We start from the raw sequence: 25057 nt of genomic DNA on the forward strand, positions 1-25057 counted from the left end.
CAGCCAGAACCCGCTCTTCGTGGAGGGCGTGAGGGACGCACACCGGCGCTTCAACGCCGCGTTTGACAACGCATTCCCCGATACGGACATCGTGGCGTGCCGGTTCTTCAACGATGCCAACCTCATCGGCGCCTACGAGCACTTCCTCGCCATGGAGCAATCGCGCTGACATGCGCGCATTATAGAAATGCATAGCGTCAGGGGGTGCGGACGAAAAGTTGGACCATCGGGTCCGGACTGGAGGTCCGCATGTACCCCAAGGACGACGTCGAGCTCGCCCTCCTCGCCGTCAGGGAGGGCATGAGCAGGAGGGAGGCCGCCGAGCCGGTGGGCTGCGGCGAGGCCGCGGTGCGCAACCGGGCGGCCGGCAGGCTCCCGCGCTCGTGCGCCCCATCATCCAGAATCCCGGGGGAGGGACGGGCGGAGGGGGCGCGCATGTGCCCGAGGGGCGTCTACGGCCCGCCCGCGACGGGGCCGCGCCTGCCCTAGAATCAGTGCGTCACACCCATCCCGACCCGAGAGGAGCGCACGTTGGAGCGTCCCAACGCCTGGAAGGACTACACGCCCGAGCAGCTCGACGAGCTGCACTACCTCTGCGAGGGCTACAAGGCCTTCATCTCCGACAACAAGACCGAGCGCGAGTGCTGTGCCGCCGCCGTGACCATGGCGCGCGAGGCCGGCTACGTGAGCCTGGAGGAGCGCCGCGCGTCCGGCGAGGCCCTCAAGCCCGGCGACAAGGTCTACGCCGTCAACCGCGGCAAGAGCCTCATACTGCTGCACCTGGGCACCGAGCCCCTGGAGGACGGCGTCAACATCCTCGGCGCGCACATCGACTCCCCGCGCCTCGACGTCAAGCAGGACCCGGTGGACGAGAAGAACGAGCTCGTCACGCTGGACACCCACTACTACGGCGGCATCAAGAAGTACCAGTGGGTCACCATGCCGCTCGCCATCCACGGCGTCGTGGCCAAGAAGGACGGCACCGTGGTGAGCGTGGCCATCGGCGAGGACGAGGCCGACCCCGTCTTCTGCGTGACCGACCTGCTCCCCCACCTCGGCGGCAAGCAGATGGCCAAGAAGGCCTCCGAGGTCATCGAGGGCGAGATGCTCGACGTGCTGGTGGGCAACCGCCCGATCGTGGTCGACGCCGACGCCACCGACGCCGAGAAGGACGAGGACGCCGAGAAGAGCCCGGTCAAGGCCGGCGTGCTCGCCCTCCTGCGCGAGCAGCTGGGCATCGAGGAGGAGGACCTGCTCTCCGCCGAGCTCGAGGTCGTCCCAGCCGGCGCGGCGCGCGACCTGGGCCTGGACCGCTCGATGATCCTGGGCTACGGCCAGGACGACCGCTCCTGCGCCTACACGAGCCTCGTCGCGCAGCTCGACTGCGAGGCGCCGGCGCGCACGGCCGTGTGCCTGCTCGTTGACAAGGAGGAGATAGGCTCGGTGGGCGCCACGGGCATGACGAGCCGCTTCTTCGAGGACACGATGGCCGAGGTGCTCGAGCTGGCCGGCGAGACCGGCGCGCTCGCGCTGCGCCGCTGCCTCGCGCGCTCCAACATGCTCTCCAGCGACGTCTCGGCCGGCTTCGACCCCACGTTCGCGAGCGTCTTCGAGCCGAAGAACTCCTGCTACCTGGGCCACGGCCTCACGTTCAACAAGTACACCGGCAGCCGCGGCAAGTCCGGCTCCAACGACGCGGACGCCGAGTACGTTGCCACCATCCGCCGCGTGATGGACGAGGGCGGCGTGCACTTCCAGACCGCCGAGCTCGGCCGCGTGGACGAGGGCGGCGGCGGCACGATCGCCTACATCCTGGCCACCTACGGGATGAACGTCATCGACTGCGGCGTGCCCGTGCTCTCGATGCACGCGCCGTGGGAGGCCACGAGCAAGGCCGACGTCTACGAGGCCTACCGCGGCTACTGCGCCTTCCTCAGGCTGGCGTAGCGCTCCCCCACCGCACGGTTGGCCGCCCCACGACCTGCACGCAGGACTGCGCTTCGCGGAAGATCCTGCGTAGCAGGTCGTGGGGCGGCCTCTTGCTGTGACACCCCGCCGCGCACCGACAGGCCGCCCTCCCCATGCTAAGCAGGATCTTCCGCGAAGCGCAGTCCTGCGTGCATGGGGAGGGCGGCCCGACGGGTTGGGTTACGAGCGGAGCCTACAGGTCGGCCATCGTCTTGCCGGGACCGACCAGGCCCTCGAAGTCGGCCGTGAAGGCGTCCACGGCGGCGTCGATCGCGGCGTTCTTGACGAAGCCCTCGATCACGGAGGCGGCGGCGGTCACCGCGCCCACGCCGTAGCGGGCGAGCTCGAGCACCTGCTGGGAGTTCTTGAAGCTCGCGGCGAGCACCTCGCAGGGCAGGCCGTTCGCGCGGAAGATGTCGTGGATCTCCATGGCCACGCCCACGCCGTCGTAGCCCATGTTGTCGATGCGGTTGATGTAGGGCGCGGCGTAGGAGGCGCCGGCCTTGGCGGCGAGAAACGCCTGCATGGGGGTGTAGATCGCCGTGGCGGTCACGCGGATGCCCTCGGAGACGAGCTCGCGCATGGCCTTGAAGCCCTCCGGGACGCTCGGCACCTTGGGGAAGGTGTTCTCGCCGAGCTCGGCCACGATGCGCCTGCCGTCGGCGACCATGCCCGCGGCGTCGCGTGCCACGACCTGCGCGTGGAGCTCCATGTCGGGCCCGATGACGTCGCGGATCTCGTGTAGGACCTCGAAGGGCGGACGGCCGGCCTTGGCAAGGATGGAGGGGTTGGTGGTCACGCCGTCGACGGGGTAGTACTCCACGAGGCGCCTGATCGCGCTGACGTCCGCGTCGTCGATGATGAGCTTCATTGCAGCGGTTCCTTTCTTTGATGGGTCGAGGGGCTCCCCTCTTGGGGCCAATCCTACAGGGTCTGCTCGGTGCGGGCGATGATGTCGTCCTGCGTGGCGCGCGAGAGCACGTTGAAGAACGCGGAGTAGCCGGCCACGCGCACAATGAGGTCCTTGTGACGCTCGGGGTGCTCCTGCGCGTCGAGCAGCGTCGCGCGGTCCACGACGTTGTACTGCACGTGGTAGCCGTGCAGGCGGTCGAAGAACGTCGAGATCAGCGCCTCGAGCTTCTGCTTGTTGCGCTCGCTCGCGAGCGTCGCGGGCGTCACCTTCTGGTTGAGCAGCACGCCGCCGGTGATCTTCTCGGTGGGCAGCTTGGAGACGGACTTGAAGACCGCGGTGGGGCCGTGGGTGTCGGCGTTGTGCGCCGGGCTGCAACCCTCGGCCAGCGGCTCGTGCGCGTGGCGGCCGTCGGGCGTGGCCATGGTGCCCATGCCCTGCCCCACGTTGGCGCTGATCGAGGACGTGCCGGCGTAGCGGATGCCGCCGATGGGGCCGCGGCCGTGGCGCGTGTTGGGGTACTTCTTGATCTCGTCGATGTAGGAGTCGTAGGCCTCGACCACGAGCTGGTCCACGGAGTCGTCGTCGTTGCCGTACTTGGGTGCGTCGTTGATGAGCATCTGCCGGATGCGCTCGCCCTTCTCGCCCGCGAAGTCGCTCTCGAGGGCCTCCCAGAGCTCGGCCGGGGTGATGCGCTTCTCGTCGAACACGAGCTTCTTGATGGCGGCCAGCGAGTCGGCCATGTTGGCGATGCCCACCTGCAGGCCCGAGATGAAGTCGTAGACGGCGCCGCCCTCCTTGATGGTCTTGCCGCGGCCGATGCAGTCGTCGGTGAGCGCGGAGCACAGCACGTCCGGCACGTCGCGCTCGGAGGCCTTGTCGATGGCGTTCTCGACGATGACGCTCGCGCGCGTGACCTCGCGCACGGTCTTGTCCCAGGCGTCCATGAGCTGCTCGTAGCTCGTCATGTCCCTGAAGCAGCCGTAGCCCTTGGCGAAGCGCTTGCCGGAGGTCATGTCGATGCCGTCGTTCATGGCCACGAGCAGCATGCGCGGGAAGTTGACGTAGCTCATGCCCGTGCAGCGGTAGCCCCACTTGCCCGGCACGGCCGTCTCCACGCAGCCGATGGCGGAGTAGTTGTAGGCGTCCTCCTCGGCCACGCCCCAGTTGATGAACGAGGGGATGATGACCTCGTCGTTGTTGAAGGCGGGCATGCCGAAGCCGAGCTTCACGACCTCGATGCACTCGTCGTAGAACGCCTTGTTCATGCCGCTGTGGTAGCGCACCGTGAGGTTGGGCTGGGTGAGGCGGGTCTGCGCCACGCTCTTCAGCACCAGGAACGACAGCGCGTTGACGGCGTCCCTCTTGTCGGGCGTCTGGCCGCCGATGGTGACGTTCTGGTACATGGGGCTGCCGGCGCTGGAGAACGTGTGCGCCTGGCTGCGGACCTTGTTGACCGAGAGCGTCTTAATCCACAGGCACGTGAGAAGCTCGAGCGCCTGGTCCTCGGTGATGGCACCGGAGGCGAGGTCGGCCTCGTAGTACGGGAACATGTACTGGTCGAAGCGGCCGTACGAGAGGCTGTGGCCGTTGGACTCGATCTGCAGGATGAGCTGGATGAACCAGACGGACTGCACGGCCTCGCGGAAGGAGCGAGCGGGCTCGTAGGGCACGCGCTCGCAGGTCTCGGCCATCTGGCGGAGCTCGGCGGCGCGCACGGGGTCGGCCTCGGAGGCGGCCATCTCGCGGGCGAGCGCGGCGTAGCGGCCGGCAAAGCGGCGCACCGCGGCGATCACCACGAGCACGGCTTTGTAGAAGACGTTCTTGTCGATGGCGTCGGGGTCGGTGAGGTCGAGCGCGGCGCGGCAGGCGCGGACGCGCTCCTCGTAGCCGCGCAGGCCATCGGAGAGCACGCGGGCGTAGTTGACCGCGAGGTGCGCGTCGCCGGCGTTGAGCTTGCCCTCCATGCCGAAGACGCCGGTCTCCATGTAGACCTTGACCTCGTCGGGCAGCAGCGCCTCGCCGCGGGCGCGCAGGTTGTTGTTGTCCCAGAACGGGGCCAGCTCGCGCAGCTGCCGCTTGGTCTCCTCGGTGATGTAGAAGACGTCGCCGTCGCGCTTCTCGAAGGTGTCGAGCTCGTCGATCACGAACTCCATCGTGTACTCGGGGAAGATCGGCGCGTTGCGGTTCTTGGTGGCCTGGTTGCCCGCGATGAGGGTCTTGTCCTCGATGTAGATCGTCATGTGGTCGAGGATGTTCTCGAGCATGAGGGCGCGCTTCATGACGTTGGGCTGGTTCTGGTTGGCGCGATACGCCTCGGTGGCCAGCACCGCGCGCTCGGCGTCGATGTAGGGCTTCTCGTCCAGCATCTCCTCGCGAAACGCCTGCATCCTGGGCGTGAGCGTGCCGAAGTGGCTCTCATTGGACTGGGACATCTGGGTCTCCCCTCCCGACGGTCTGTTCCGACGACTCCGTTATACCAGCGGCGTTCGGCGGTGTCAATGTTCGTAAGTAGATTTACTTTCGTTCGTAAGTTCTTTACAATTGGGTCGGAAGGGCGAGAAGGACGTGCCGGGAGGGGTCACATGCAGAGCGCCACCGTCTTCAACGTGCAGAAGTTCAGCCTCGACGACGGGCCGGGCATCCGGACCGTGGTCTTTCTCAAGGGATGCCCGCTCAGGTGCTACTGGTGCTCCAACCCCGAGAGCCAGCTGCGCGCGCCGCAGCTCGAGTGGGACGAGAAGAGCTGCGTGGGCTGCGGGGCGTGCGTGGCCGCGTGCCCGTCGGCGGGCGCGGTCGAGGTGGGCGGCAAGCGCCACGTGGACGTGCGCGCGGTCGACGCCTCCTCCGAGGAGGGGCGCGCCGCCGTGGAGGGGTGCCCCGCGCGTGCGCTCTCGGTGGCCGGGCGCACACGCACGACGGAGGACGTCCTCGAGGAGTGCCTGCAGGACGAGCCCTTCTACCAGCAGAGCGGGGGCGGCGTCACGCTCTCGGGCGGCGAGCCGCTCACCTGGCCGGACTTTAGCTGCGAGCTTCTGGGGCGGCTGCGCGAGGCGGGCGTGGACACCAACATCGAGACCACGGCCTGCGTGCGCGCCGAGGACTTCGACCGCGCGTGCGCGCTGCTCGACCACGCCTACATCGACATGAAGCACTGGGACGCCGCGCGCCACCGCGAGGGCACGGGCGTCACCAACGAGCTCATCCTCGCCAACACGCGCCGCGCCATCGAGAACGGCGTGGACGTGCTCGTGCGCACGCCGGTCATCCCCGGCTTCAACGACGACGTGGAGGACGCCCGGCGCCTCGCCGAGCGGCTCGCTGGGGTGGGCGCCGCGCGCGTGCAGCTGCTCCCCTTCCACAACTTCGGCGAGAGCAAGTACGACCGTCTGGGCCGCGACTACCGCCTCCACGGGCGCACCAACCTCCACGAGGAGGACCTCGCCGCGTTCCGCCAGGCCTACCTCGACGCCGGGATCGACGCGTTCTTCTAGGCTGGCGCGGGGCGAGCCGGTCCCCCGCGCAAACACGGCCCGATTGGGTGGCATGTTTGATATGCAACGCGGCCAGGGCGCACGCATCCTGCCCCGTTCTTCTCGGCGGCTTACAAAGCAGCAGGTCAAGGGCTTGACGAGAAGGACCAGCCAAGACGTGCGTTCGCCTCAAGCCCCAAACGCATCAAACATCCCGCCCAATCGCAGAGGGTTTTGGACAAATCGCGGCTTCTCGATGACGCGCGAGGGGAGAAACACCCAATCACACGGTCATTTTGGCGGATGTTGCAGCCCATCAGCCGCGGCTTGGCTTCGTTTTGGCTACGATGTTGTTTTGTTCGAAACAGCAGAGGAGATCGCATGCCGTCACGCACCAACCGCATCCTCGAGATCCTGACCGAGCGCGGGCGCGCGGAGGTCTCCGCGCTCGCCGACGAGCTCGGCGTCTCGCAGGTGACCATGCGCAAGGACCTCACCGAGCTGGAGCGCCGCGGGCTCATCCGCCGCGAGCACGGCTGGGCGTCGCTGCGCAGCACCGACAACGTGGAGGGCCGCCTCGCCTACCACTACGAGGAGAAGCGCAAGATCGCCCGCCGCGCTGCCGAGCTCGTGCGTGACGGCGACACGATCATGGTGGAGAGCGGCAGCTGCTGCGCGCTGCTGGCCACCGAGCTCGCCGCCGAGGGACGCGACATCACCATCATCACCAACAGCGCCTTCATCGCGGCCTACGTGCGGGACGCCCCGAGCGTGCAGACCGTGCTCCTGGGCGGCATCTACCAGAAGGACGCCCAGGTCACGGTTGGTCCCATGGTCGCGCAGTGCGTCGGGGGCTTCTATGTTGACCTGCTGTTCGCCGGCACCGACGGCTACTCGGAACTCACCGGCTTCACCAACGCGGACCAGCTGCGCGCCCAGGCGGTGCGAGACATGGCCGCCCACGCCGAGCGCGTGGTCCTGCTCACCGAGAGCGAGAAGTTCCGGCGCCGCGGCACCGTGCCGCTGGCGCTGGGGACCAAGCCCCTCACCGTGATCACGGACGCCGCGGCGCCCGACCTAGACGACGAGACGATCGAGCTCGTCCGCGTCTGAGACAGGGGGGACAGGTTCTTTTGTCTCATAAGCTTCGCAATGAGACAAAAAAACCTGTCCCCCCTGTCTCACCCCAGCAGCGCCATCACCTGGCGCTTGGCGGCCAGGTACTCGTCGGTGAGCTCGAAGCCGCCCGCGCCGTCCACGCGCTCCACGGCGACCTCGCCGGCCACGCGACTCGGCTCGCCGGCGGCCGGCGAGCCCGCGAGCACGTAGACGCGGCTCGCCATGCTCACGGCCTCGTCCACGTCGTGCGTGATCACGAGCGCCGAGAGCCCCAGCTCGCGCGCCACGTCCACGAACCAGCGGCGCATGTCCGTGCGCGTGAGCGCGTCCAGCGCCGAGAAGGGCTCGTCGAGCAGCGTCACGTCCGCGCCCATGAGGTAGGTGCGCAGGAACGCCGCGCGCTGGCGCATGCCGCCGGAGAGCTCGCTCGGCCACTTGAGCTCCGAGCTCGCCAGGCCGAAGCGCTCGAAGAGCGGCTCGGCCTTGGCGCGCGCCTCCGCCCTGCGCATGCCCCCCAGCACGAGCGGCAGGCACACGTTGTCGATGATGCGCCGGCTCGGCAGCAGCAGGTCCTTCTGGAGCATGTAGCTCACACGGCCCGGGCGTCCGGTCACGTCCTCGCCGTGCAGCAGGACGCGACCGGACACGGGCGTGGTGAGCCCCGCCAGCGCGTGCAGGATCGTGGTCTTGCCGCAGCCCGAGCGCCCCACCAGGCAGCACACCTCGCCGGGCATGACCGTGAGGTCGACGCCGTCGGTCACGAGCGTCGAGCCGTCCCACGACAGCGTGAGATGCTCGGCCTCGAGCGCGGGGACGTCGCCCTGCGCGACAACGGGCTCGTAGGCCCGGGACGGGGAGATCCCGCCGCGAGTTCTTGCCGAGCGCTCTTCTCGGCAAGCTGTCTGAGCGCCGGGGTCTCCCCGTCCCGGGCCGGACGCCGCCAGGTCCTTCTCGCCAGTCGACACGGCTACTGCTCCAGGTAGTCCATGGTCCAGCCGGCGTTGACGTCCAGCTGGTTCTCCACGAGGTCGTTGTCGTTGAGCCACTGGTAGAAGGCGGCCCAGCGGTCCGCGTCGATGACGCCCCAGCTGGGCGCATCGTCGACGTACTTGTCCGCGAGGTAGGTCTGGCTCTGGTGCACGAGGTCGCTGTCGAGCTCGGGCACCTGCGCGCAGAGGATGTCCGCGGCGGCGTCGGGGTTGTCCACGGCGTACTCGTAGCCCTTCTTGGCCGCGCGCAGGAAGGCGCGCACCGCGTCGGGGTTCTCCTTGGCGAAGTCGTCGTTGGCGGCGATGACCGGCGTATAGTAGTCGAAGACCGGGTCGATGGAGATGAAGCTGAAGTAGTTGTAGGGGAAGTCCTGCACCACGGCGTTCTGGACGGCCCAGGCCTCGTAGACCCACACGGTGTCGAACATGTTGGCGCGCAGGCCGCTGACCTCGTCGTCAACCTCGTAGGGCACGAGCTCCACGCGCGACCAGTCGCCGCCGTCGGCCTCCACGCAGTGCTCGACCGTGGCCTGCTCGACGGGCATGTTCCAGGTGGCGTAGCTGTGGTCCATCATCGCGGCGGGGTGCGTGATGCCGTCCTCGGCGCGGCTCATGATGCCGGAGGTGTTGTGCTGGATGACGGCGGCCACGGCCGAGTAGGGCATCGGCTGGTCGGAGGCCAGGTTGTTGGCGATGTAGTCCTGGTAGGAGATGCCCATCTGCGCGCCGCCGGAGCCGATCAGCGCGTCGGCGCCGTCCGCGGGCGGCTGGATGATCTCGACGTCGAGGCCCTCGTCGGCGAAGTAGCCCTGGTCGAGCGCCACGTAGATGCCCGTGTGGTTGGTGTTGGGCGTGTAGTCGAGCACGAAGGAGACCTTGGTGGCGTCGGAGGCGGGCTCGGACGAGCCGGAGCCAGCGCTCGCGTCGGTGCCGGAGCACGCGGCGAGCGCGGCCGTGGCGGCGGAGGCGCCGGCGGCGGCGAGGAACTGGCGACGGTTGATGCTGCGGGTCATTGCTGACTCCCTTCTGCCCTCTTCCAGGGCATGCACGCGCGCTGGGCGAGCTCCACGAGCTTCATGAGGCCCAGCGACAGAACCGAGATGATGATGATCGAGGCGAACATGCGGTCATACGAGAAGGACTTGCGCACGCGCGTCATGTAGACGCCCAGGCCCGCGTTGCCGCCGAGCCACTCGGCGATGACCGCGCCGACGATGGCGTAGGTGGCCGAGATCTTGAGGCCGCTGAAGAACTGGTCGGCCGCGGCCGGCAGCTTGGCGTACCAGAAGACCTGCCAGCGCGAGGCGTTCATCGTGCGCATGAGGTCGATGGCGTCCGGGTCCACGGAGCGGAAGCCCGAGACCAGAGACACCGTGATCGGGAAGAACGTGGAGACCACCACGAGAACGACCTTGGGCAGCGCCCCGTAGCCGAGCCACAGCACCAGGAGCGGCGCGATGGCCACGGTGGGGATGGTCTGCGAGATGGTCATGAGCGGCTCGAAGGCCAGGTAGAAGGTCTCGAAGCGGTCCATGAGCACCGCGAAGGCGAACCCCAGGGCGACGCCCGCGGCAAGGCCGGCCGCGGCCTCGGCGAGCGTGGTCAGCGAGTGCGCGGCGAGCAGCGGGGCGTCCTCGACGAGCGCGGCCACCACCTGCACCGGCGTGGGCAAGAGGAAGTTGGGTACCACGCCGAGGTCGACCACGGCCTCCCAGGCCGCGAGCAGCGCCACCACGGCGAGAAGCGGCGTGAGCACGCGGCGGGCGCGCGAGGGCGCCTGCGCGCGACGGGGAACGCGGGCGGACACGCTACGCCGCCGAGCTCGCGGTCTTCTCGGCGAACTCGGGGTCGCCGGGGTGGTACTTGCCGACCTTGCGGTCCGTGGACATGACGTCGCCGTTCGGCCGGAAGTTGATCTTGGCGTAGGTCATCATGTGTTTGCAGCCGGCCTTGGCGCCCACGAGCTGGCAGTTCTTGAGGATCTCCATACAGGTCTCGTAGTCGCCCTCGATGGCCGTCTCGAACGGCCCCACGAAGTAGTCCACCCCCGTGGAGTCGATGTAGGCGATGACGGCGTCCACCGCGTCGCACGTGGCGTCGTCGGTGGTGGCGTCCATGGGCAGGAACTGGATGGCAACCGAGCAGTTCACGCGCCCTCCCTTCCGGGTGCCCCTGAGGCACCCCGTCTCTCGTAGGTGCCTCGTTGCGCGCGAAGCTCGTCCCTACGCCGGCATTACCCGGATCAGGTTCTGGGTCAGGGCCGCTGCCCGAGCGCGCTCGGACTCCTGGGCCCTATCTCAGCCGGCGTGCGCCAGCCCCCCGTTGTCGATGCGTAGTGTAGCACGCTCGCGCCGCGACGGCGCGGCATGTCGCGCCCCTCTCCGTGCGACGTGCCCGCACGCCGCTCCCCTGTCGGGGCGCTAGTCCCGCGCCGCCACGCCGAGCTCGTCGCAGAGGATGCGCGCGGCCTCGGTCGCGCCGAGCGCGCAGAGGCGCTGGCAGTGGGCGCGACGCTCGGCGCCGTCCCACTCCATGCCGCGCGTGAGGACGCGGCAGCAGGTGACGTTCTTCTCGGTGCCGGCGCGGAAGGCGTCGTGCAGCGCTGCGGCGAGCGGCTTGGCGCGGGCCTTGTCGCCGGTCATCATCCCGATGAACGCCACGCCCCCGGCGAGCGCGCCGCAGACGCAGCCCGAGCCGCCGATGCCCCGGCCCATCCCCGCGCCGGCGGCCACCGCGAGCTCGCGCGGGAAGTCCGGCTCGAACGCGTCCCAGAGCGCCGCGATCACGGACTCGCCGCAGTTGAAGTGCGCCTCGCCGAGCCGCCCGTTGAGCTCGGCCGCCTCGGCGCCTATCGCCTCGATGCTCACGCTGTCGCGCATGTCCCTCTCCCTTCGTTCGCCCCGCCATCATAGAGGATGGCGCCCGTGCCGGCGCGCCCGACAGAGCGCCCACACGCGCCAAAAACGGTTCCGATTGGGTGGCATTCTTGATATGAATACAAGCGCGCGGCACTTCTCGCCAATAAAAGCGCAGGTGGCGAGAAGGACCGGGGGCGTAAGACCGTCGTCCGGCGGCAAATCTTCCCTCCTGACATCAAGGATGCCGCCCAATCGAGCCATGTTTCTGCCCAGATGGCCTTGTCGGCCAACGCGCGAGGGCCCAAGTACACAATCGCGCACGTTTCTTGACGGATAACGCGACAAAGGGGCCGCGTGGGAGCGGGCCACCGAACGCTGCCGCTCGCCCGGCGCGCTATCATCGTGGCGCGACCGGATGAGACCTGGGAGGCCCCGCCCATGAAGATCTTCGCCTTTGCCCTGCGCCCCTACGACGAGCTCGGCTACCTCGACGCGCTGAGCCGCGAGCTCGGATTTGACTACGACTGGACGCCCGACTACCCCACCGCCGAGAACGCCGGGCTCGCCGCGGGTGCCGACGGCGTCAGCATCATCACCAACCCGATGACGCCGGAGATCCTGGCGGCCTACGCCGATCTGGGCGTGCGCGGACTGGCCACTCGCTCGATCGGCGTCGACCACATCGACCTGGCCGCCGCGCGCGCCGCCGGCCTGCGCGTGGCGCACGCCTCCTACCCGCCCGAGGGCGTAGCCAACTACGCGATCATGCTCATGATGATGGCGCTGCGCAAGGTCAAGCTCATCCAGCGCCAGGCGGCAGCCCAGGACTTCAGCCTAGCCGGCAAGATCGGCCGCGACCTCTCGAGCTGCACGGTGGGCGTGGTGGGCACCGGGGCCATCGGCGCGTGCGTGGTGCGCCACCTGCAGGGCTTTGGCTGCCGCGTGCTGGCGTGCGACCCCTTCCCGCGCGACGACGTGCGCGCACTCGCGACCTACGTGACCCTCGACGAGCTGCTCGCCGCGTCAGACGCGGTCACGCTCCACGCGCCCGGGCTGCCCGAGAACCACCACATGATCGGCGCCGCCGAGCTCGCCCGCATGCGCGAGGGGGCGGTGCTCGTCAACGCCGCGCGCGGCAGCCTCGTGGACACCGCCGCGCTCGTGGGCGCGCTGGAGTCCGGGCACCTCGGCGGCGCGGCGCTCGACACCATCGAGCACGAGGAGGGCCTCTGCTACCTGGACCGCAGCCGCGACATCCTGCCCAACCGGGACCGCGCCGTCCTCGAGGCGCTGCCCAACGTAATCGTGAGCCCGCACATGGCGTTCTACACCGGGGAGGACGTCGAGGGCATGGTCCGCAGCAACGTGGAGGCCCTCATCGCCTTCGCGCGCGGCGACGAGACGCCCCACGAGGTGCGCTGAGCGGGCCCGCGGGCGGCGCGGGCGCTACTCGTCGTCCTCCGGCTCGTCGCGGTGGGGGCGGCGCTCGCGCTGTTCGATCTCCTCGGCGGTGAGGACGTCCTCGATGCGCAGGTTGACGCCCGCGACCTCGAGGCCCGTCATGCCGCTGACCTGCTTGACCACGGCGCGCTTGACGTCCTCGAAGACCTGCGGGGCGTAGGCGCCGTACTCGATGAGCACCGAGATGTTCACGCGCACCGCGCTCTCGGGCGTCACCTCGACGGTCACGCCCTTGGTGGAGTCGCTCGCGCCGAAGGCGTCCTGCACGCGGTTGAACCAGCTGCCCTTCATGCCCACCACGCCGGGAACGTCGCGCATCGCAATGGCCACGATCTTCTCGATCACCCCGTTGGAGAAGGTCAGGGAGTCCTCGGTCTCGGCGTCCTCGTCATCGGTGAGGGCCTCGATGTCCTGGCCCTCGTCCACGACCTCGACCAGCTCGGTTCCGGTCGCGGCGGGCGGCTCGGTCTCGACGGTGGTCGCGGCGACCTTCTGGTCCTCGGTCCTCTGGGCGCTCTCGCTCTTGCTCATGTCAACTCCTCGCTGCCGCGGGCGCCGCGCGCCCGCGGACCTCGTCGCCTACTGGTTGCGTGAGAACAGCCGGCGCAGCGTGCGCACGATGCGCGCGTCGCCGTCGATGGCCTGGCCCACGGCGACGCCCAGCGTCACCAGCACCGCCACCACGAGCGCGCGCCACAGCCCGATCGCAAAGAACAGGATCGCGGCGAGAAGCCCGCAGACGCCGCCCCAGAAGGCGTGCTCGTGGCCGGGGAAGGTGCTCGCGACCCAGCCGCGCAGCCGGCTCATGCCGTCGCGGGCGGCGTCGGACACGCCGTAGGGCGCCTCGTCGGCGGGCGCGCCGGACGCGGCCCGGTCCCGGTCGTCGCGCTGCTCGCCGGCCTTCCCGGCGGTCTCTATCTTGGGACGGGGGGTCTTCTCGTCCGCCATGGCGCTCACGCCTCCCTCTCGGTCTCGCGCGGGGCGGGCCCGGTCGGGCCCATGGAGACCGTGATCTCGCTCGTGGTGTCATCGGGGCTCGCCGCGGCGGCCGGCGCGGCCTCGGCGGGGGCGTCGGCCTCGTCGTCGGGCGCGGCCACGAGGACGCTCTCGGGCTGCACGAACTCGAGGCTCACGCGCTCCACGGTGTCGCCGCAGACGGTGGCCAGGCCGTCCACGAGCTCGGCGTGCAGCTCGGCGCCCTTGGCCACCACGTCCACCGTCTCGCGCGGCAGCACGCGCACGTGGACGCGCACGTGGCCGCGCGGCTTGGCGTCCACGCGCACGCGGGCCGCCGTGCAGGTGCCGTCCGCCTCGACGATGTGGGAGGCCTGGGCCGCCACCGCGTCGCGCGTGACCGAGATGGTGCCGCCGTCAACCGACGCGACCTCGATCGTGCGGACCGTGCGGCCGGCGAAGAGGGCGCGCAGCAGCAGGACGAGCAGGCCCACGCCGGCGATGACCAGGCACGCGAGCAGGGCCATGGCATAGGGCTCCAGGTAGAGCAGCGCCGAGGCCTCCACCGTCCAGGGCCCGAACCACGTGAGGGCGAGGGCCGCGACCGCGAAGAGGTCGGCGAGCACGAAGAGCACCGTGCAGAGGCGCTTGAGTCCACTCATGCGTATCTCCAATCAGGCGCCTCCCCTGGGCGCCACAAGCCTAGGATACCCCTTGCCCCGGACGCGAACCGCGCGGCGGCGAGAAAGGCCGCTCGCGCCCGCTCCCGACGCGCCGGGAGCGCCGCGTGCGCCCGCCGCCCCGCAGGGCGAGCCGACCGAACGCCAGCCCGAGCGCGGCGGAGGTGAGCGAGCCCAGAAGGATCGCGCACTTGGCCGCCACGGCGTCGGCGGGGTCGGCGAAGGCCAGGCCCGTGATGAGGATCGACATCGTGAAGCCCACGCCGCCCATGAGGCCCACGCACGCGACCTGCGCCCAGTCCATGCCGCGCGGCAGGCACGCGAAGCCCGCGCGCACCAGGGCGGCCGTCACGAGGATGATGCCCACGGGCTTGCCGACCACCGCGCCCAGGTAGACGCCGTGCGCGACCGGGCTCGCGAGCACCGCGCCGAGGTTGGCGCCCACGAGGTGCAGCTCGGCGTTGACGAAGGCGAACAGCGGCAGCACGAGGAAGTTCACGAAGGTCGACACGTGGCGCTCCATGCGCTGCAGCGGGGGCGTCACGTGGTGCATCACGCGCTCCACGCGCACCGCGCCCTCGGTGAAGTCGTGCTGCCCGAGGACGTGGTGCTCGTCGTCGTAGGTGTCGTCGAGGTCGCGGGCGCGCGCGGCGAGCCAGCCGCCCAGCTCGTCGAGGCGCACGTCCGAGCGGCTCGGCAGCGCGAAGGCGAGCGCGACGCCCGCCAGCGTGGCGTGGATGCCCGACTTGTACAGGCACGCCCACAGCACGAGGCCCACGGCCACGTAGGGGGCGGCGGCATAGACGCGTGCGCGGTTGAGCGCGGCGAGCGCCGCCACCGCGACGAGCGCCGCCGCGCACCAGGCCAGGTCGGGCGTCTGCCCGTAGAACAGCGCGATGACCACGATCGCGAGGATGTCGTCGGCGATGGCGAGCGTCTGGAAGAAGACCTTGGTCTCGGGCGAGACCCGGTCGCCCAGAAGCGACAGCACGCCCAGCGCGAAGGCGATGTCGGTGGCGATGGGCACCGCCCAGCCGTGCGCGGCGCCGCCGAGGTTGAGCGCCGCGTAGATGAGGGCGGGCACGCAGACGCCGCCCACCGCGGCGAGCATCGGGAGCGCCGCCTGGCGCGGGCGGCGCAGCTGGCCCACCGTCATCTCGTACTTGAGCTCGATGCCCACGAGCAGGAAGAAGACGGCCATCAGGAAGTCGTTGACAAAGGCCTCGACCGTGAGCGAGACCTCAAGCGGCCCCACGCCCAGCGCGAGGGGCTGCGCGAGCAGGGACTCCACGGCGTCGTAGAGCGGTGTGTTGGCCACCACCAGGGCGAGAAGCGCCGCGCCCAGCATCGTCGCGGCCGCCACGGTCCCGTTGCCCGTCCAGCGCCTGAGCGCGCCGCGACGCTCGGCGCGGCGGACGACGGCGGGCTCGTCGTAGATGCTCGGCCGCGTCACGAGCGCCCCTCCCCCTCGGACAGCGCGCACAGCGTCTGCTCCACGTAGACCTTCGTGGCGAGCGCGGCCACCGCGGCGTCGAGCAGCCGCGAGAGCTCGTCGTCGGGAGCGGGGGCGTCGGCGGGCGCCACCTCAGGGGCGGGCGCGGGCGAGAAGCACGCGGCGAGCGCCTCCTCGAAGAGGGAGCAGGTGTCGTCATAGAGCGCCCCGAGGTCGCACCCGGATGCGTGGACGATATCCATGAGGGTCTTGACCTGGGCTATCGAGAAGACCCGCTTGAGCGCGCAGACGAACACCAGCGACGCCACGTGCCGGCGCGTGTAGCGCTTCCGGTGCGGCGCGGGGATGACGCCCTGCTTGACGTAGTTGTTGACCATCGAGCCCGTGACCAGGGTCTCCCCCGGCAGCGTCATGAACGCGAGCTCCTGCGAGACGAGGGTGATCACCTGGTCGAGGTAGAGCTCGATGCGCGGGAGCTCGGCCACGCGCGCGATGTGCACGGCGCGCATCCGCTCCGCGAGCGGCTTCTCGCCGCGCCCCTCCCCGGCGCCCGCCCCGTGCGCCGCGCCCTTCTCGCGAGAGCCCATCGCCGCGCCTCCCATTCATCTCCATAAACCGATAATCTAGTATTCAAAACCATGTCATGGAGCTATAGTCTTTGCAGCATGATATACGAACCGCGGGCGCGTCCCGCCGAGGGGGCACCATGAACGAGCAGCGCATCGCCGTCGTCACCGACTCCGGGACCGACACGCCGGCCGCCTTCGTCCGGGCCCACGACGTGCGCGTGGTCCCGCTGCGCGTCAACTACTCCGACGGCTCGACCTACGAGAGCGGCGTGGACATCACCCCCGAGGAGGTTGTGCGCCGCTTTGGCGAGGAGGTCCCCACCACGTCGCTGCCCTCCCCGCTGCGCGTCCGCGAGACCCTCGAGCGGGCGCGCGCCGACGGCTACGAGGGCGCGGTCTTCGTGGCCATCTCGTCGGGCCTCTCGGCCACCTGCGAGACCGCCTCGATGGTCGCACGGCAGATGGAGGGCTTCCCGGTGGTCGTGGTGGACACGCGCAGCATCGGCGCCGCGGCGGGACTCGTGGTCATGGAGGCCGCGCGGCAGGTCGAGGCGGGCATGCCGCTCGACGCGCTCGGCGAGGTACTGCGCGCGGCGAGCGAGCGGACGCGCGTGTTCTTCTCGGTGCAGAGGCTCGACTTCCTGCGCCGCGGCGGGCGCATCAGCGAGGCGGTCTACCGCGTGGGCTCGGTGCTCAACATCAAGCCGGTCCTCACCTGCGACGCGAGCGGGAGGTACGTGATCGCCCGGAAGGCGCGCGGATGGCGCAAGGCGCTCGAGGCCCAGCTGGCGCTACTCGAGGAGCAGGCGCGCAACTGGCCGCGGGTCCGCCTGGCGGTCTGCGCGTTCGACGGGGACGTCCGGCGCGAGCTCGCGGCGCGCGTGCGCGAGCGGGTGGGCGCCGTGAGCGAGGTCACGGAGGTCGTGAGCTCGGGCGTCTCGGCCGACCTGCTCGTGCACACCGGCCCCACGCTCGTGGGCATGGCGGTCATGGGGCTGTAGCGGGGCGAACGTCAGCAGGGTGGCGGCTCGCTCGCGCCATCGACCCCGCGAGGCAAATGATTCTGTCCCCCCGCCCCCTTCTCGCCCTATACTGGGAGGCCACTGTTCACCTCGGACGGAAGGGCTTTCCCATGACACGAGCCAGGACCCGTGCCCTCGTCACCTCCCTCGCGCTCTCCCTCTCCCTGGCGGTCCTGCCGGCGGCGCCCGCACTCGCCGACGACGCCAGCAGCCTCGCGAGCGACATCGCTGCCGAGACGGAGGCTGCCACGGAGGCGCAGGACGCCGTCGACGCCGTGGTGAGCGACCCCAGCGAGCAGAACCTCGACGCCGCCGCGGAGGCGCTCGCGCAGACGCCCAGCGCGGCGACCTACTCCTTTGCCGGCGTGGACCCCAGTGCCTCGGTGCAGTACCAGTTCGCCCAGCTCCAGATGCAGCTCGCCCAGCAGAACAGGAACAGCGCGTCCCAGAAGGTCAGCGACATCGGCGCCGCACAGAAGCGCCTCGGTCAGATCGCCGGGCTCATCGACACCCTGCGCAGCCAGGAGGCGAGCGGCGAGGAGACCGTGTCCGCCGACGCCGCCGCGCAGGCGAGCGCGCTGGGGGCGAGCGCCGCGAGCGGGGACCCGCTGAGCGCGCTCATCAGCGACCTCGAGAGCCTCCGGGCACAGGAGGAGGCGCGCATCCAGCAGCAGCTGCGCAACCTCCAGGGCTACATGGGGCAGTACGACTCCTACCTGCAGGGCGCCAACAGCGCCGTCCAGTCCGCCAGCGACACGCTGAAGGCCGCGGCGCGCGGCACCGTGGACGCCTCCGCGACGGCCGACGCCACCGCCGAGGAGATCGCCGGCCTCTACGAGGAGCAGATGGCGCGCTACGACGACCTCGCCGCCCAGGCCGACGCCGCCACCGCCGCCGACCAGGCGAGCGAGCTCTGGCAGCAGGCGGCGGACGAGCTCGCCGCCGCCCAGCAGTCCCTCAGCCTCCAGCAGCAGGCGCTCTCCGCCTCGGGCAGCCTGACGGGCACCACCACGGGCGGCGACGCGCTCGGCATGGCGGCGCTCGGCGCGGGGGCCGGCGCGGTGGTCGCGGGCGTCGCAGTCTACGCCGTCATGCGTCGCCGCGGCGCGGCGGCCCCGACCGGCGACGCCGCCTAGGGCCGTGCAGTCGCTCGTCGGCATCGCCGCGCTTCTCGCCGCCGCCTGGGGCATCGCCGCCGGGAGGTCGGCATCGACGCCGCTCTTCTTCAGGATCGTCACCTACGGCCTCGCGTGCTATGCCCTCGGCACCGGCTACGAGCTGCTGCGCGACGCGGTGATCGCGAGCGGGGCGCTGGGCTCCGACGCCCTGGGGGGCCTCTCCGCCACGGGCTTCTCCATCGGGCTCGTCGGGCGCGCGGGGGCGTTCTTCTTCCTGTTCTCCTCGTACTTCGGCGCCCTGGACAGCCTCGCCGACGGCCGGGAGCCCGAGCTCGCCCGCTACCGACTGGGCGCGCTCGTCGCTCCCGTCGCCGTCGTGGGGCTGGGCGCGTGGCTGAGCGCCCTGCTCGGTCTGCGCCCCGTGGCGCTCCTCGCGCTCGTCCCCGTGGCGGCGACCTCCTACTACGCGCTCAAGCACCTCGCTATGCCCGACGTCGAGATGGGCATCATCCGCGTCATGCGCCCCTACAACGCCTGCGTCCTGCTCATCTGCCTGCTCCAACCCGTCACGCTGCTCGGGGCGGGCCTGGGCCTCGCGCACGGCGCGGCCTGCGCCCTCGCTGCCGCGGCCGTGCTCGCCGTGATGCAGCTGGCCAGAGACGGGGTGAGCAAGTGGTTTCTGTAGCCGCCATCTGCTTCTCGGTCCCGCTCGCCCTGATGCTGCCCGTCCTGCGCGGCCGCAGCCGCTGGCTCGTGGCGTTTCTGCTCGTGGGGTCGTACCTGTGCGTGTGCGCCGGGAGCCTCAACGCGCTTCTGCGCGCGACGCTGCGGGTCTCCTCGCTCGAGCTCTCGTGCTCGGTGGCCCCCATCACCGAGGAGCTGCTCAAGGCCCTCCCCGTCCTCGCCTACGCCCTGCTGCGCGACGACCGCACCGGCGAGGTGCTCGCCGTGTCCTTCTCGTGCGGCGTGGGCTTTGCCATCACCGAGAACGCCTATCTCATGATGGGCGCCGGGGCGGCGGCGTCCGTCGGCTGGGCGCTCGTGCGCGGCCTCTCGGCGAGCCTCATGCACGGCCTGTGCACGGCGGTGGTGGGCCTGGGGATATCCTTCGTGCGCCGGCAGCGCAAGCTCTTCTACACGGGGACCTTCGGGCTTCTCGCCGCCGCGATCACCTATCACGCCATCTTCAACCTGCTCGTGAGCGCCCCGGACGCGTGGGGCTGGGCGGGGCTCGCGCTGCCCATGGCAACCTACGCGTGCCTCTTCGCGGCGCGCTCCGCACGGCGCGGACGGCAGGTTCCCTAGACGGGAGCCGCGCCGCGGCGGGCCGCGCGGCGCGACGCGGACCCGCTACAGCCCCACGCGCTTGATGACGTGCAGCACGTTGAGGTCGCGCTCGCGCCGGTACCACATGCCGTCCGACTGCTCGCGCGCCAGCAGGACGCCCAGGCCGCCCGGCTCGAGGTCGAGCCCGTCGCCGGAGACGGGCGCCGTCTCGCGGGCCGTGGGGTCGTAGGCCACGCCAGAGTCGATGAGCACGACGTGGACGATGCCGCGCTGGGCGTCGTGGGCGCACTCCACGAGGACGCCGGGCCGCTCGCCCGCATCGCTCGCAGCGGCCGGGTACGCGTGGCTCGCGATGTTGGCGAAGAGCTCCTCGACGATGAGGTCGAGCGAGAGGGCGAGGTCCGCCGTCAGGTCGGGCACCACCGAGCGGACGAGCCCCTGGGCGCGCGCGAGCTCCCCCGTCGTGGCGGCGAGCCGCTCCGAGCGCACGTCGGGCATCCAGCGCAGCGCGCAGACGGTCACGTCGTCCGCCTGCCCGGCTCCCGCGGCGAACGAGCGCACCGCCTCGTCCACGAGCGCGCACGGGCGCGCGTCGGGGTCATCCGTGAGGCCGCCGAGCAGCTGGCCCAGGCGGTCGTCGCCGAAGAGCTCGCCCGCCAGCGAGCGCGCCTCGGTGACGCCGTCGGTGTAGAGGACGACGCCCTCGCCCGGCAGCAGCGTGGTGCCGAGCGAGTCGTACTCGAAGTCCTCCAGCGCGCCGAGCGGAAGCCCTGCGGGGGCGCCCAGCCACGACGGCGCCTTCCGGCGCGCGAGCCAGGGGAGGTTGTGCCCGGCGTTGGCGTACTCGAGCTCGCCCGTGACCGCGTTGAGCGCCACGACGAACGCCGTGACGAAGAGCGCCGACTCGTTCTGTCGGCACAGGCGGGCGTTCGCGAAGGTCAGGGCCTCGCCGAGCGTCGCGGCGGAGCGAACGCACTCGCGCAGCTCGGTCATGGCCCGCATCATGAACAGGGCCGCCGGCATGCCCTTGTCGGAGACGTCCGCCACGAGCAGGCAGACGCGGTCCGCGTCGAGGGCGAAGCAGTCGTAGAAGTCGCCGCCCACCTCGCGCGCGGGACGCATGACGGCGTCGAGCGCCACGGCGTAGGACGCCTCGAGCGACGAGAAGTCGTGCGGGAGCGAGGAGCTCTGGATGGTCGCGGCAACGTCGAGCTCGGCGGAGAGCCGCTCGCGCTCCCGCAGGACGCGCCGGGACTCGAGCGCGCTCGAGGCGAGGCGGCGGCGCATGTCGTTGGACGCCGAGACGACCCCCTCGATCTCGGCGATCGGGCGGGAGGCGCCGAGGTCGACGTCGAGCGCGCCCTCGGCGACGCTCTCGGGCCCGAGCTCCTCGAAGCGGGACGGGAACTCGAGCGCGCTTCTCGAGAGGGCGTCGAGCGGGCGCGCCAGGGAGCGGTCGATGACGGCGAGCAGCGCGGAGGCGGCCGTCACCAGGCACACGGTGAGGGTCGAGAGCGCGAGGTAGGTCACCGCCACGAGCTCGTCAAAGCGCCCGCGCGAGAGGTCCTCCCCGACCCTCGGGGCGACCAGGGCTGCGAGAAGCACGAGGCTCGCACAGGCGGCCGCGACGAGCATCACGCCGGCGGCGCGCTGGGCGAGGCTGCGCGCGGCGCCGCGCGGACGCAGGGCGCGACCCAGCGCGAGCATGACGGGGACGCCCACGTACACCAGGCAGAGGAAGTTGTTGAGGAAGCGCACCGCGTGGATGTTGAGCGCCGCCATGGAGTCGGGCTCGAGCGGGACGAGCAGCAGCGTCACCAGGGCGGAGTCGGCCAGCGCGATCGCGAGGTAGGCCATGATGCGCGACGCCGAGGAGAGCTCCGGCACGCGGTCTCGCGGGAAGCACCGGCGCCAGACGAGCCGCGGCGCGCCGTCGTAGGCCAGCTGGACCGCGAGGTAGACGAGCAGGAGCACGACGTCGGAGTCGTGGAGCGCGTCCGAGGCGAGGTTGCCGAGCGCGCTGCCCACGACGCCCGGCCAGCCGAGGCAGAGCCCGAGGATCGGCCCGAGCCCGGAGGCGGGACGTATCTGCGTCGCCCCGTTGAACGCCGGGACGGCGAGAAACGCCTCGAGCACCACGAAGTAGACGACGGCGCAGACGAGACACGCGAGCAGCTTGCCGAGCGGGCCGGCGCCCAGCAGACCCCCGAGCGGGCGCTCGCCGGCGCGCGGCGAGGGGCAAGCGCTACCGGACATCGAAGATGCCGGAGAAGCCCGTGAGCGTCAGCACGTCGAGGACGGCGGGGCTCACGTGCTCCAGGACGAGCCTGCCGCCGGCGCGCGCCACGCGCTTGTGGGCGATGAGCAGGGCGCGCAGGCCGGCGCTGGAGAGGTACTCGAGACCGGAGCAGTCGATCGCGAGGCCCGTGAGCTCGCCCGGCAGATCGTTGACGAAGGCCGTGAGCTCGGGCGCCGTGCTCGTGTCAACGCGACCGGACACGGCGATGTGCGCATCGGGCGCCCCGGAGATGACGGTGATGTCCATGCCTGCTCCCTCGACCTAGCTCCGCGCTTCTCGCTTGAGTATAGAGGACGCGCCTACAGCGCAGCGACCATGTGCGCCACGATCTTCGCGCAGCGGTGCGCGGCGGCCTCCTCGAACTGCGCGTAGGTCACGGCCTGGCCCTCGATGCCCGGTTTGTCAGAGATGGCGCGCACGACCACGAACGGGGCGCCGTTGAGCGTCGCCGCCTGCGCGATCGCGGCGCCCTCCATCTCGCAGCACAGCGCGCCGAACGTGTCCACGATGCGCCGGCGCTCCTCCTCGCGAGAGACGAACTGATCGCCCGACGCCACGCGGCCCGGCACCGCGCGGACCTCCGGCGCCACCGCGGCGGCCGCCGCCAGGGCCGCCTCGCGCAGGCGCGCGTCGGCGACGAACTCCGCGCGGTCGCGGCCCGGGATGACGCCGGGCGCGTAGCCGAGCGGCGCGACCGAGAAGTCGTGCTGCACGCAGTCGGTGGCCACCACGAGATCGCCGATGTCCAGCCGCTCCGGGTCGAGCGAGCCCGCCACGCCGGTGTTGATCAGGTGCGTGCAGCCAAAGCGCCCGATGAGCGCCTGCGCGCAGACGGCGGCGTTGACCTTGCCCACGCCGCACTTGACCACCACCGCGTCCTTCTCGCCCAGGCGCCCGGCGCTGAAGTCCATGCCCAGCGCGGACGTGTCCTCGCGGTCGAAGAGGCGCTCGCGCAGGAGCTCCACCTCCACGTCCATGGCGCCGATGATGCCGACCCTCATGTCCCTCTCCCCTCTTGGTCCCCTCTTGGATGCGGAGTTATGACGGTTCTGCCCGTCAGAGCGTCCGGAAGCCGCACGTTCAGTCGTACGGGTGCGGGTTCCGGACGGTTTTGGCCCCCAAAACGTCAGAAAGCCGCACATCCGCGGACGTCTACAGCGCGCTCGCCAGCCACGGCCTGCCCGCCAGCGCGCGCACGACGGCGCTCTGCGCGTCGGAGAACGACACGTCGGGGAGCACGTGCAGCTGCACCTCGCCCTGGATGCCGTACGCCGTGAACGCCGAGAAGACCACCGTCGTCTCGAACGCAGGGTCGAGCCGACCCGCGAGCACGCGGGCGACCTCCGCGCGCACCTCTGACGTGACCGCGTCGAGGTCGGCGTCGGGCGCCACGACGATGGGGACGCCGCAGTAGCCCACCGTCCAGTCGGTCACGTGCGTGAGCGCCGTGGAGCTCAGGACCGAGTTGGGTATGACCTCGCGCGCGCCCCCGCGGAGGAGGACCGTGGTCGAGCGCCAGCTGACGTCGGTCACCTCGCCGGTCACGCCGCCGACCGTGACCTGGTCGCCGGGCTGGACCGCCTTGCTCAGCATGAGGCTGATGCCCCCGATGAGGTTGGAGATCGTGTCCTGCATGCCGAGCGACACGGCGAGCGACACCACGCCGAGGGCGGTGACGAAGCCGGCCGGGTCCACGCCGAAGACCGGCTGCAGCACGCTCAGCAGCGCGAGCGCCCAGATGAGCGCGCGCACGATGTTGATGAAGATCGAGGCGCTGGGCAGGTTGGACGCGTCGAGCGCCTTGTGCATGAGGCGCGTCACCACGCGCTGGACCACCAGCGCCACGATCGCGACCACGACGAGCGTGACGCCCTTGTCGAGCAGCCCGCCCAGGTCGATGCCGATGAGCTTCTCCATCTGCCCTCCCTCGTCGCTGCCGCAACTCTAGCACGCCGGGGCCAAGAGACGCCAACCGAAGCGCCAGCCGCGGCGCCAACCGGGATAATAACCCGCAAAAAATGATTTCATATTCATATAATTGCAGGATTAAGGTTTGTGAATGTCAGTTTTTGCGGGTTGTTTGGGCGTCGCGGCAAAGAGCCCCCTTGCCGCGGCACGCCACTACCCCACCTTGACGAGCGGCGCGAACCCCTTGAGCAGCTTCTTCACCTTGCCCGTGCGGCTGAAGCGGACCTCGATCGTGTCGCCGGAGACCGAGAGCACCGTCCCCGGCCCGAAGGTCTTGTGCGACACCTGGTCGCCGGGCGAGAAGCACGCGGCGGCGCGGGCCGGGTCCGGGCGCGGGCCGCTCGGCGCCGCCGGGCGCGCCGTGGGCGAGCCGCCCGTGGAGCGCGTGCGCGAGCCGAAGACGCGCCCGCCGTAGACCTCCGAGCCGCGACCGCTGCCGAAGGTGCCGTGGCGGTCGCCGCGCTTCTCCCAGCCCACGCCGGTGAAGCCCGACGAGCCCACGCCCACGCGCTCGACGTCGGCCTCGGGGATCTCGTTCAGAAAGCGGCTCGGCGGGTTGGCCTGCACCGAGCCGTACGTGCGGCGCGTGGTGGCGTGCGTGAGGTAGAGCTTCTCGCGGGCGCGCGTGATGGCCACGTAGGCCAGGCGCCGCTCCTCCTCCACCGCGGCCGGGTCGCCCTCGTAGGAGGTGTGCGGGAAGATGCCCTCCTCCATGCCGGCGACAAAGACCACCGGGAACTCCAGGCCCTTGGCCGAGTGGATGGTCATCATGGTGACGGCGTGCGTCTGTCCGGCGAGGGAGTCGAGGTCTGAGCGCAGCGCGAGCCACTCGATGAGCGCCGGCAGTTTCTCCGAGGCAACGGGGGGCCTGGTCACCGAGGGGCTGCCCTCTGTCTCACGCTGCGCGAAATCGCCTGAGGGCAGCCCCT

General features: G+C 70.7%; 26 protein-coding genes. 9 read left to right on the forward strand and 17 right to left on the reverse strand.

The genetic code is table 11. From position 1 onward, the window contains the following. The first annotated feature begins 249 nt into the window (after positions 1-249). Entirely contained in the window at positions 250-489 is a 240-nt protein-coding gene (locus ACWTSU_RS08435) for a hypothetical protein (protein WP_455137455.1), read from the forward strand. A 42-nt stretch (positions 490-531) separates the two neighbouring features. Continuing rightward, the gene (locus ACWTSU_RS08440; RefSeq protein WP_455139676.1) at positions 532-1947 is read left to right on the forward strand and encodes an aminopeptidase; all 1416 of its coding nucleotides are present in this window, start codon (positions 532-534) and stop codon (positions 1945-1947) included. A gap of 214 nt (positions 1948-2161) precedes the next feature. Here the strand turns inward: ACWTSU_RS08440 and ACWTSU_RS08445 are convergent, their stop codons facing one another. Continuing rightward, positions 2162-2839 carry a transaldolase family protein gene (locus ACWTSU_RS08445; protein ID WP_455139678.1) on the reverse strand — a complete coding sequence of 226 codons (678 nt, stop codon included), beginning with the start codon at positions 2837-2839 and terminating at the stop codon, positions 2162-2164. A 53-nt stretch (positions 2840-2892) separates the two neighbouring features. Beyond that, the gene (locus ACWTSU_RS08450; RefSeq protein WP_455139680.1) at positions 2893-5313 is read right to left on the reverse strand and encodes a glycyl radical protein; all 2421 of its coding nucleotides are present in this window, start codon (positions 5311-5313) and stop codon (positions 2893-2895) included. A gap of 150 nt (positions 5314-5463) precedes the next feature. Here ACWTSU_RS08450 and ACWTSU_RS08455 point away from each other — a divergent pair, with 150 nt between their 5' ends. Both ACWTSU_RS08455 and ACWTSU_RS08460 read left to right on the forward strand, forming a co-directional pair. After that, a complete protein-coding gene (locus ACWTSU_RS08455) occupies positions 5464-6372 on the forward strand; it encodes a glycyl-radical enzyme activating protein (protein WP_455139682.1) in 909 nt (302 codons plus the stop codon). A gap of 360 nt (positions 6373-6732) precedes the next feature. Further along, a complete protein-coding gene (locus ACWTSU_RS08460) occupies positions 6733-7464 on the forward strand; it encodes a DeoR/GlpR family DNA-binding transcription regulator (protein ID WP_455139684.1) in 732 nt (243 codons plus the stop codon). A 68-nt stretch (positions 7465-7532) separates the two neighbouring features. Here ACWTSU_RS08460 and ACWTSU_RS08465 read toward each other — a convergent pair whose 3' ends face one another. The 5 genes from ACWTSU_RS08465 to ACWTSU_RS08485 all read right to left on the reverse strand — a co-directional run bounded on the left by ACWTSU_RS08465 (position 7533) and on the right by ACWTSU_RS08485 (position 11338). Beyond that, a complete protein-coding gene (locus ACWTSU_RS08465) occupies positions 7533-8330 on the reverse strand; it encodes an ABC transporter ATP-binding protein (RefSeq protein WP_455139724.1) in 798 nt (265 codons plus the stop codon). A 107-nt stretch (positions 8331-8437) separates the two neighbouring features. After that, positions 8438-9472: an ABC transporter substrate-binding protein gene (locus tag ACWTSU_RS08470; RefSeq protein ID WP_455139686.1), complete on the reverse strand. Its 1035-nt coding sequence runs from the start codon at positions 9470-9472 to the stop codon at positions 8438-8440. Beyond that, positions 9469-10266 (reverse strand): ABC transporter permease, encoded by a 798-nt coding sequence (locus ACWTSU_RS08475; RefSeq protein ID WP_455139688.1) that lies wholly within the window; start codon positions 10264-10266, stop codon positions 9469-9471. Before ACWTSU_RS08475 ends, ACWTSU_RS08470 begins: the two co-directional genes overlap by 4 nt. A 1-nt stretch (position 10267) precedes the next feature. Then, complete coding sequence (locus ACWTSU_RS08480) at positions 10268-10609, reverse strand: thiamine-binding protein (RefSeq protein ID WP_455139690.1); 342 nt, start codon at positions 10607-10609, stop codon at positions 10268-10270. A 270-nt stretch (positions 10610-10879) separates the two neighbouring features. Continuing rightward, a complete protein-coding gene (locus ACWTSU_RS08485; protein ID WP_455139692.1) occupies positions 10880-11338 on the reverse strand; it encodes a C-GCAxxG-C-C family (seleno)protein in 459 nt (152 codons plus the stop codon). 333 nt (positions 11339-11671) lie between these two features. Here ACWTSU_RS08485 and ACWTSU_RS08490 point away from each other — a divergent pair, with 333 nt between their 5' ends. After that, a complete protein-coding gene (locus ACWTSU_RS08490; RefSeq protein ID WP_455139694.1) occupies positions 11672-12739 on the forward strand; it encodes an NAD(P)-dependent oxidoreductase in 1068 nt (355 codons plus the stop codon). A 24-nt stretch (positions 12740-12763) separates the two neighbouring features. On the opposite strand, the gene ACWTSU_RS08495 is transcribed toward ACWTSU_RS08490, so the two are convergent. From ACWTSU_RS08495 to ACWTSU_RS08515, 5 genes are read right to left on the reverse strand one after another with little or no spacing between them, the layout of a single operon-like run. After that, positions 12764-13309, reverse strand: a complete 546-nt coding sequence (locus ACWTSU_RS08495) for an Asp23/Gls24 family envelope stress response protein (protein WP_455139696.1) — start codon at positions 13307-13309, stop codon at positions 12764-12766. A 48-nt stretch (positions 13310-13357) separates the two neighbouring features. Beyond that, positions 13358-13726: a DUF2273 domain-containing protein gene (locus ACWTSU_RS08500; protein ID WP_455139698.1), complete on the reverse strand. Its 369-nt coding sequence runs from the start codon at positions 13724-13726 to the stop codon at positions 13358-13360. A gap of 5 nt (positions 13727-13731) precedes the next feature. Then, a complete protein-coding gene (gene amaP, locus ACWTSU_RS08505; RefSeq protein ID WP_455139700.1) occupies positions 13732-14394 on the reverse strand; it encodes an alkaline shock response membrane anchor protein AmaP in 663 nt (220 codons plus the stop codon). Positions 14395-14434: 40 nt separating this feature from the next. Then, the gene (gene nhaA, locus ACWTSU_RS08510) at positions 14435-15865 is read right to left on the reverse strand and encodes a Na+/H+ antiporter NhaA (RefSeq protein ID WP_455139702.1); all 1431 of its coding nucleotides are present in this window, start codon (positions 15863-15865) and stop codon (positions 14435-14437) included. Then, a complete protein-coding gene (locus ACWTSU_RS08515; RefSeq protein WP_455139704.1) occupies positions 15862-16467 on the reverse strand; it encodes a DUF1836 domain-containing protein in 606 nt (201 codons plus the stop codon). Before ACWTSU_RS08515 ends, nhaA begins: the two co-directional genes overlap by 4 nt. A gap of 104 nt (positions 16468-16571) precedes the next feature. Between ACWTSU_RS08515 and ACWTSU_RS08520 the strand changes: the two genes are divergently transcribed. From ACWTSU_RS08520 to ACWTSU_RS08535, 4 genes are all read left to right on the forward strand, one after another. Then, positions 16572-17435, forward strand: coding sequence for a DegV family protein (locus tag ACWTSU_RS08520; RefSeq protein WP_455139706.1), 864 nt, complete (start codon positions 16572-16574; stop codon positions 17433-17435). 131 nt (positions 17436-17566) lie between these two features. Continuing rightward, positions 17567-18592, forward strand: a complete 1026-nt coding sequence (locus ACWTSU_RS08525; protein ID WP_455139708.1) for a hypothetical protein — start codon at positions 17567-17569, stop codon at positions 18590-18592. A 4-nt stretch (positions 18593-18596) separates the two neighbouring features. Beyond that, positions 18597-19259, forward strand: a complete 663-nt coding sequence (locus ACWTSU_RS08530; RefSeq protein WP_455139710.1) for a hypothetical protein — start codon at positions 18597-18599, stop codon at positions 19257-19259. Continuing rightward, positions 19247-19879, forward strand: coding sequence for a PrsW family glutamic-type intramembrane protease (locus tag ACWTSU_RS08535; RefSeq protein ID WP_455139712.1), 633 nt, complete (start codon positions 19247-19249; stop codon positions 19877-19879). Before ACWTSU_RS08530 ends, ACWTSU_RS08535 begins: the two co-directional genes overlap by 13 nt. 45 nt (positions 19880-19924) lie before the next feature. On the opposite strand, the gene ACWTSU_RS08540 is transcribed toward ACWTSU_RS08535, so the two are convergent. The 5 genes from ACWTSU_RS08540 to ACWTSU_RS08560 form a co-directional block, all read right to left on the reverse strand. Continuing rightward, a complete protein-coding gene (locus tag ACWTSU_RS08540) occupies positions 19925-22117 on the reverse strand; it encodes an ATP-binding SpoIIE family protein phosphatase (protein ID WP_455139714.1) in 2193 nt (730 codons plus the stop codon). Further along, entirely contained in the window at positions 22107-22406 is a 300-nt protein-coding gene (locus ACWTSU_RS08545; protein WP_455139716.1) for an STAS domain-containing protein, read from the reverse strand. Before ACWTSU_RS08545 ends, ACWTSU_RS08540 begins: the two co-directional genes overlap by 11 nt. Before the next feature lie 53 nt (positions 22407-22459). Then, positions 22460-23161, reverse strand: a complete 702-nt coding sequence (locus tag ACWTSU_RS08550) for a 5'-methylthioadenosine/adenosylhomocysteine nucleosidase (protein ID WP_455139718.1) — start codon at positions 23159-23161, stop codon at positions 22460-22462. A 151-nt stretch (positions 23162-23312) separates the two neighbouring features. Then, positions 23313-24077: a mechanosensitive ion channel family protein gene (locus ACWTSU_RS08555; RefSeq protein WP_455139720.1), complete on the reverse strand. Its 765-nt coding sequence runs from the start codon at positions 24075-24077 to the stop codon at positions 23313-23315. A gap of 204 nt (positions 24078-24281) precedes the next feature. Then, the coding region (locus tag ACWTSU_RS08560; protein WP_455139722.1) for a 3'-5' exonuclease at positions 24282-25057 on the reverse strand (776 nt) is incomplete at its 5' end.

The sequence above is a fragment of the Thermophilibacter sp. genome (assembly GCF_966187215.1).

Coding starts and splice junctions, on each gene's coding strand:
- ACWTSU_RS08435 (WP_455137455.1), top strand. CDS start 250: ATGTACCCCAAGGACGACGTCGAGCTCGCCCTCCTCGCCGTCAGGGAG.
- ACWTSU_RS08445 (WP_455139678.1), bottom strand. CDS start 2,839: ATGAAGCTCATCATCGACGACGCGGACGTCAGCGCGATCAGGCGCCTC.
- ACWTSU_RS08450 (WP_455139680.1), bottom strand. CDS start 5,313: ATGTCCCAGTCCAATGAGAGCCACTTCGGCACGCTCACGCCCAGGATG.
- ACWTSU_RS08455 (WP_455139682.1), top strand. CDS start 5,464: ATGCAGAGCGCCACCGTCTTCAACGTGCAGAAGTTCAGCCTCGACGAC.
- ACWTSU_RS08460 (WP_455139684.1), top strand. CDS start 6,733: ATGCCGTCACGCACCAACCGCATCCTCGAGATCCTGACCGAGCGCGGG.
- ACWTSU_RS08470 (WP_455139686.1), bottom strand. CDS start 9,472: ATGACCCGCAGCATCAACCGTCGCCAGTTCCTCGCCGCCGCCGGCGCC.
- ACWTSU_RS08485 (WP_455139692.1), bottom strand. CDS start 11,338: ATGCGCGACAGCGTGAGCATCGAGGCGATAGGCGCCGAGGCGGCCGAG.
- ACWTSU_RS08495 (WP_455139696.1), bottom strand. CDS start 13,309: ATGAGCAAGAGCGAGAGCGCCCAGAGGACCGAGGACCAGAAGGTCGCC.
- ACWTSU_RS08500 (WP_455139698.1), bottom strand. CDS start 13,726: ATGGCGGACGAGAAGACCCCCCGTCCCAAGATAGAGACCGCCGGGAAG.
- amaP (WP_455139700.1), bottom strand. CDS start 14,394: ATGAGTGGACTCAAGCGCCTCTGCACGGTGCTCTTCGTGCTCGCCGAC.
- ACWTSU_RS08515 (WP_455139704.1), bottom strand. CDS start 16,467: ATGGGAGGCGCGGCGATGGGCTCTCGCGAGAAGGGCGCGGCGCACGGG.
- ACWTSU_RS08520 (WP_455139706.1), top strand. CDS start 16,572: ATGAACGAGCAGCGCATCGCCGTCGTCACCGACTCCGGGACCGACACG.
- ACWTSU_RS08525 (WP_455139708.1), top strand. CDS start 17,567: ATGACACGAGCCAGGACCCGTGCCCTCGTCACCTCCCTCGCGCTCTCC.
- ACWTSU_RS08540 (WP_455139714.1), bottom strand. CDS start 22,117: ATGTCCGGTAGCGCTTGCCCCTCGCCGCGCGCCGGCGAGCGCCCGCTC.
- ACWTSU_RS08545 (WP_455139716.1), bottom strand. CDS start 22,406: ATGGACATCACCGTCATCTCCGGGGCGCCCGATGCGCACATCGCCGTG.
- ACWTSU_RS08550 (WP_455139718.1), bottom strand. CDS start 23,161: ATGAGGGTCGGCATCATCGGCGCCATGGACGTGGAGGTGGAGCTCCTG.
- ACWTSU_RS08555 (WP_455139720.1), bottom strand. CDS start 24,077: ATGGAGAAGCTCATCGGCATCGACCTGGGCGGGCTGCTCGACAAGGGC.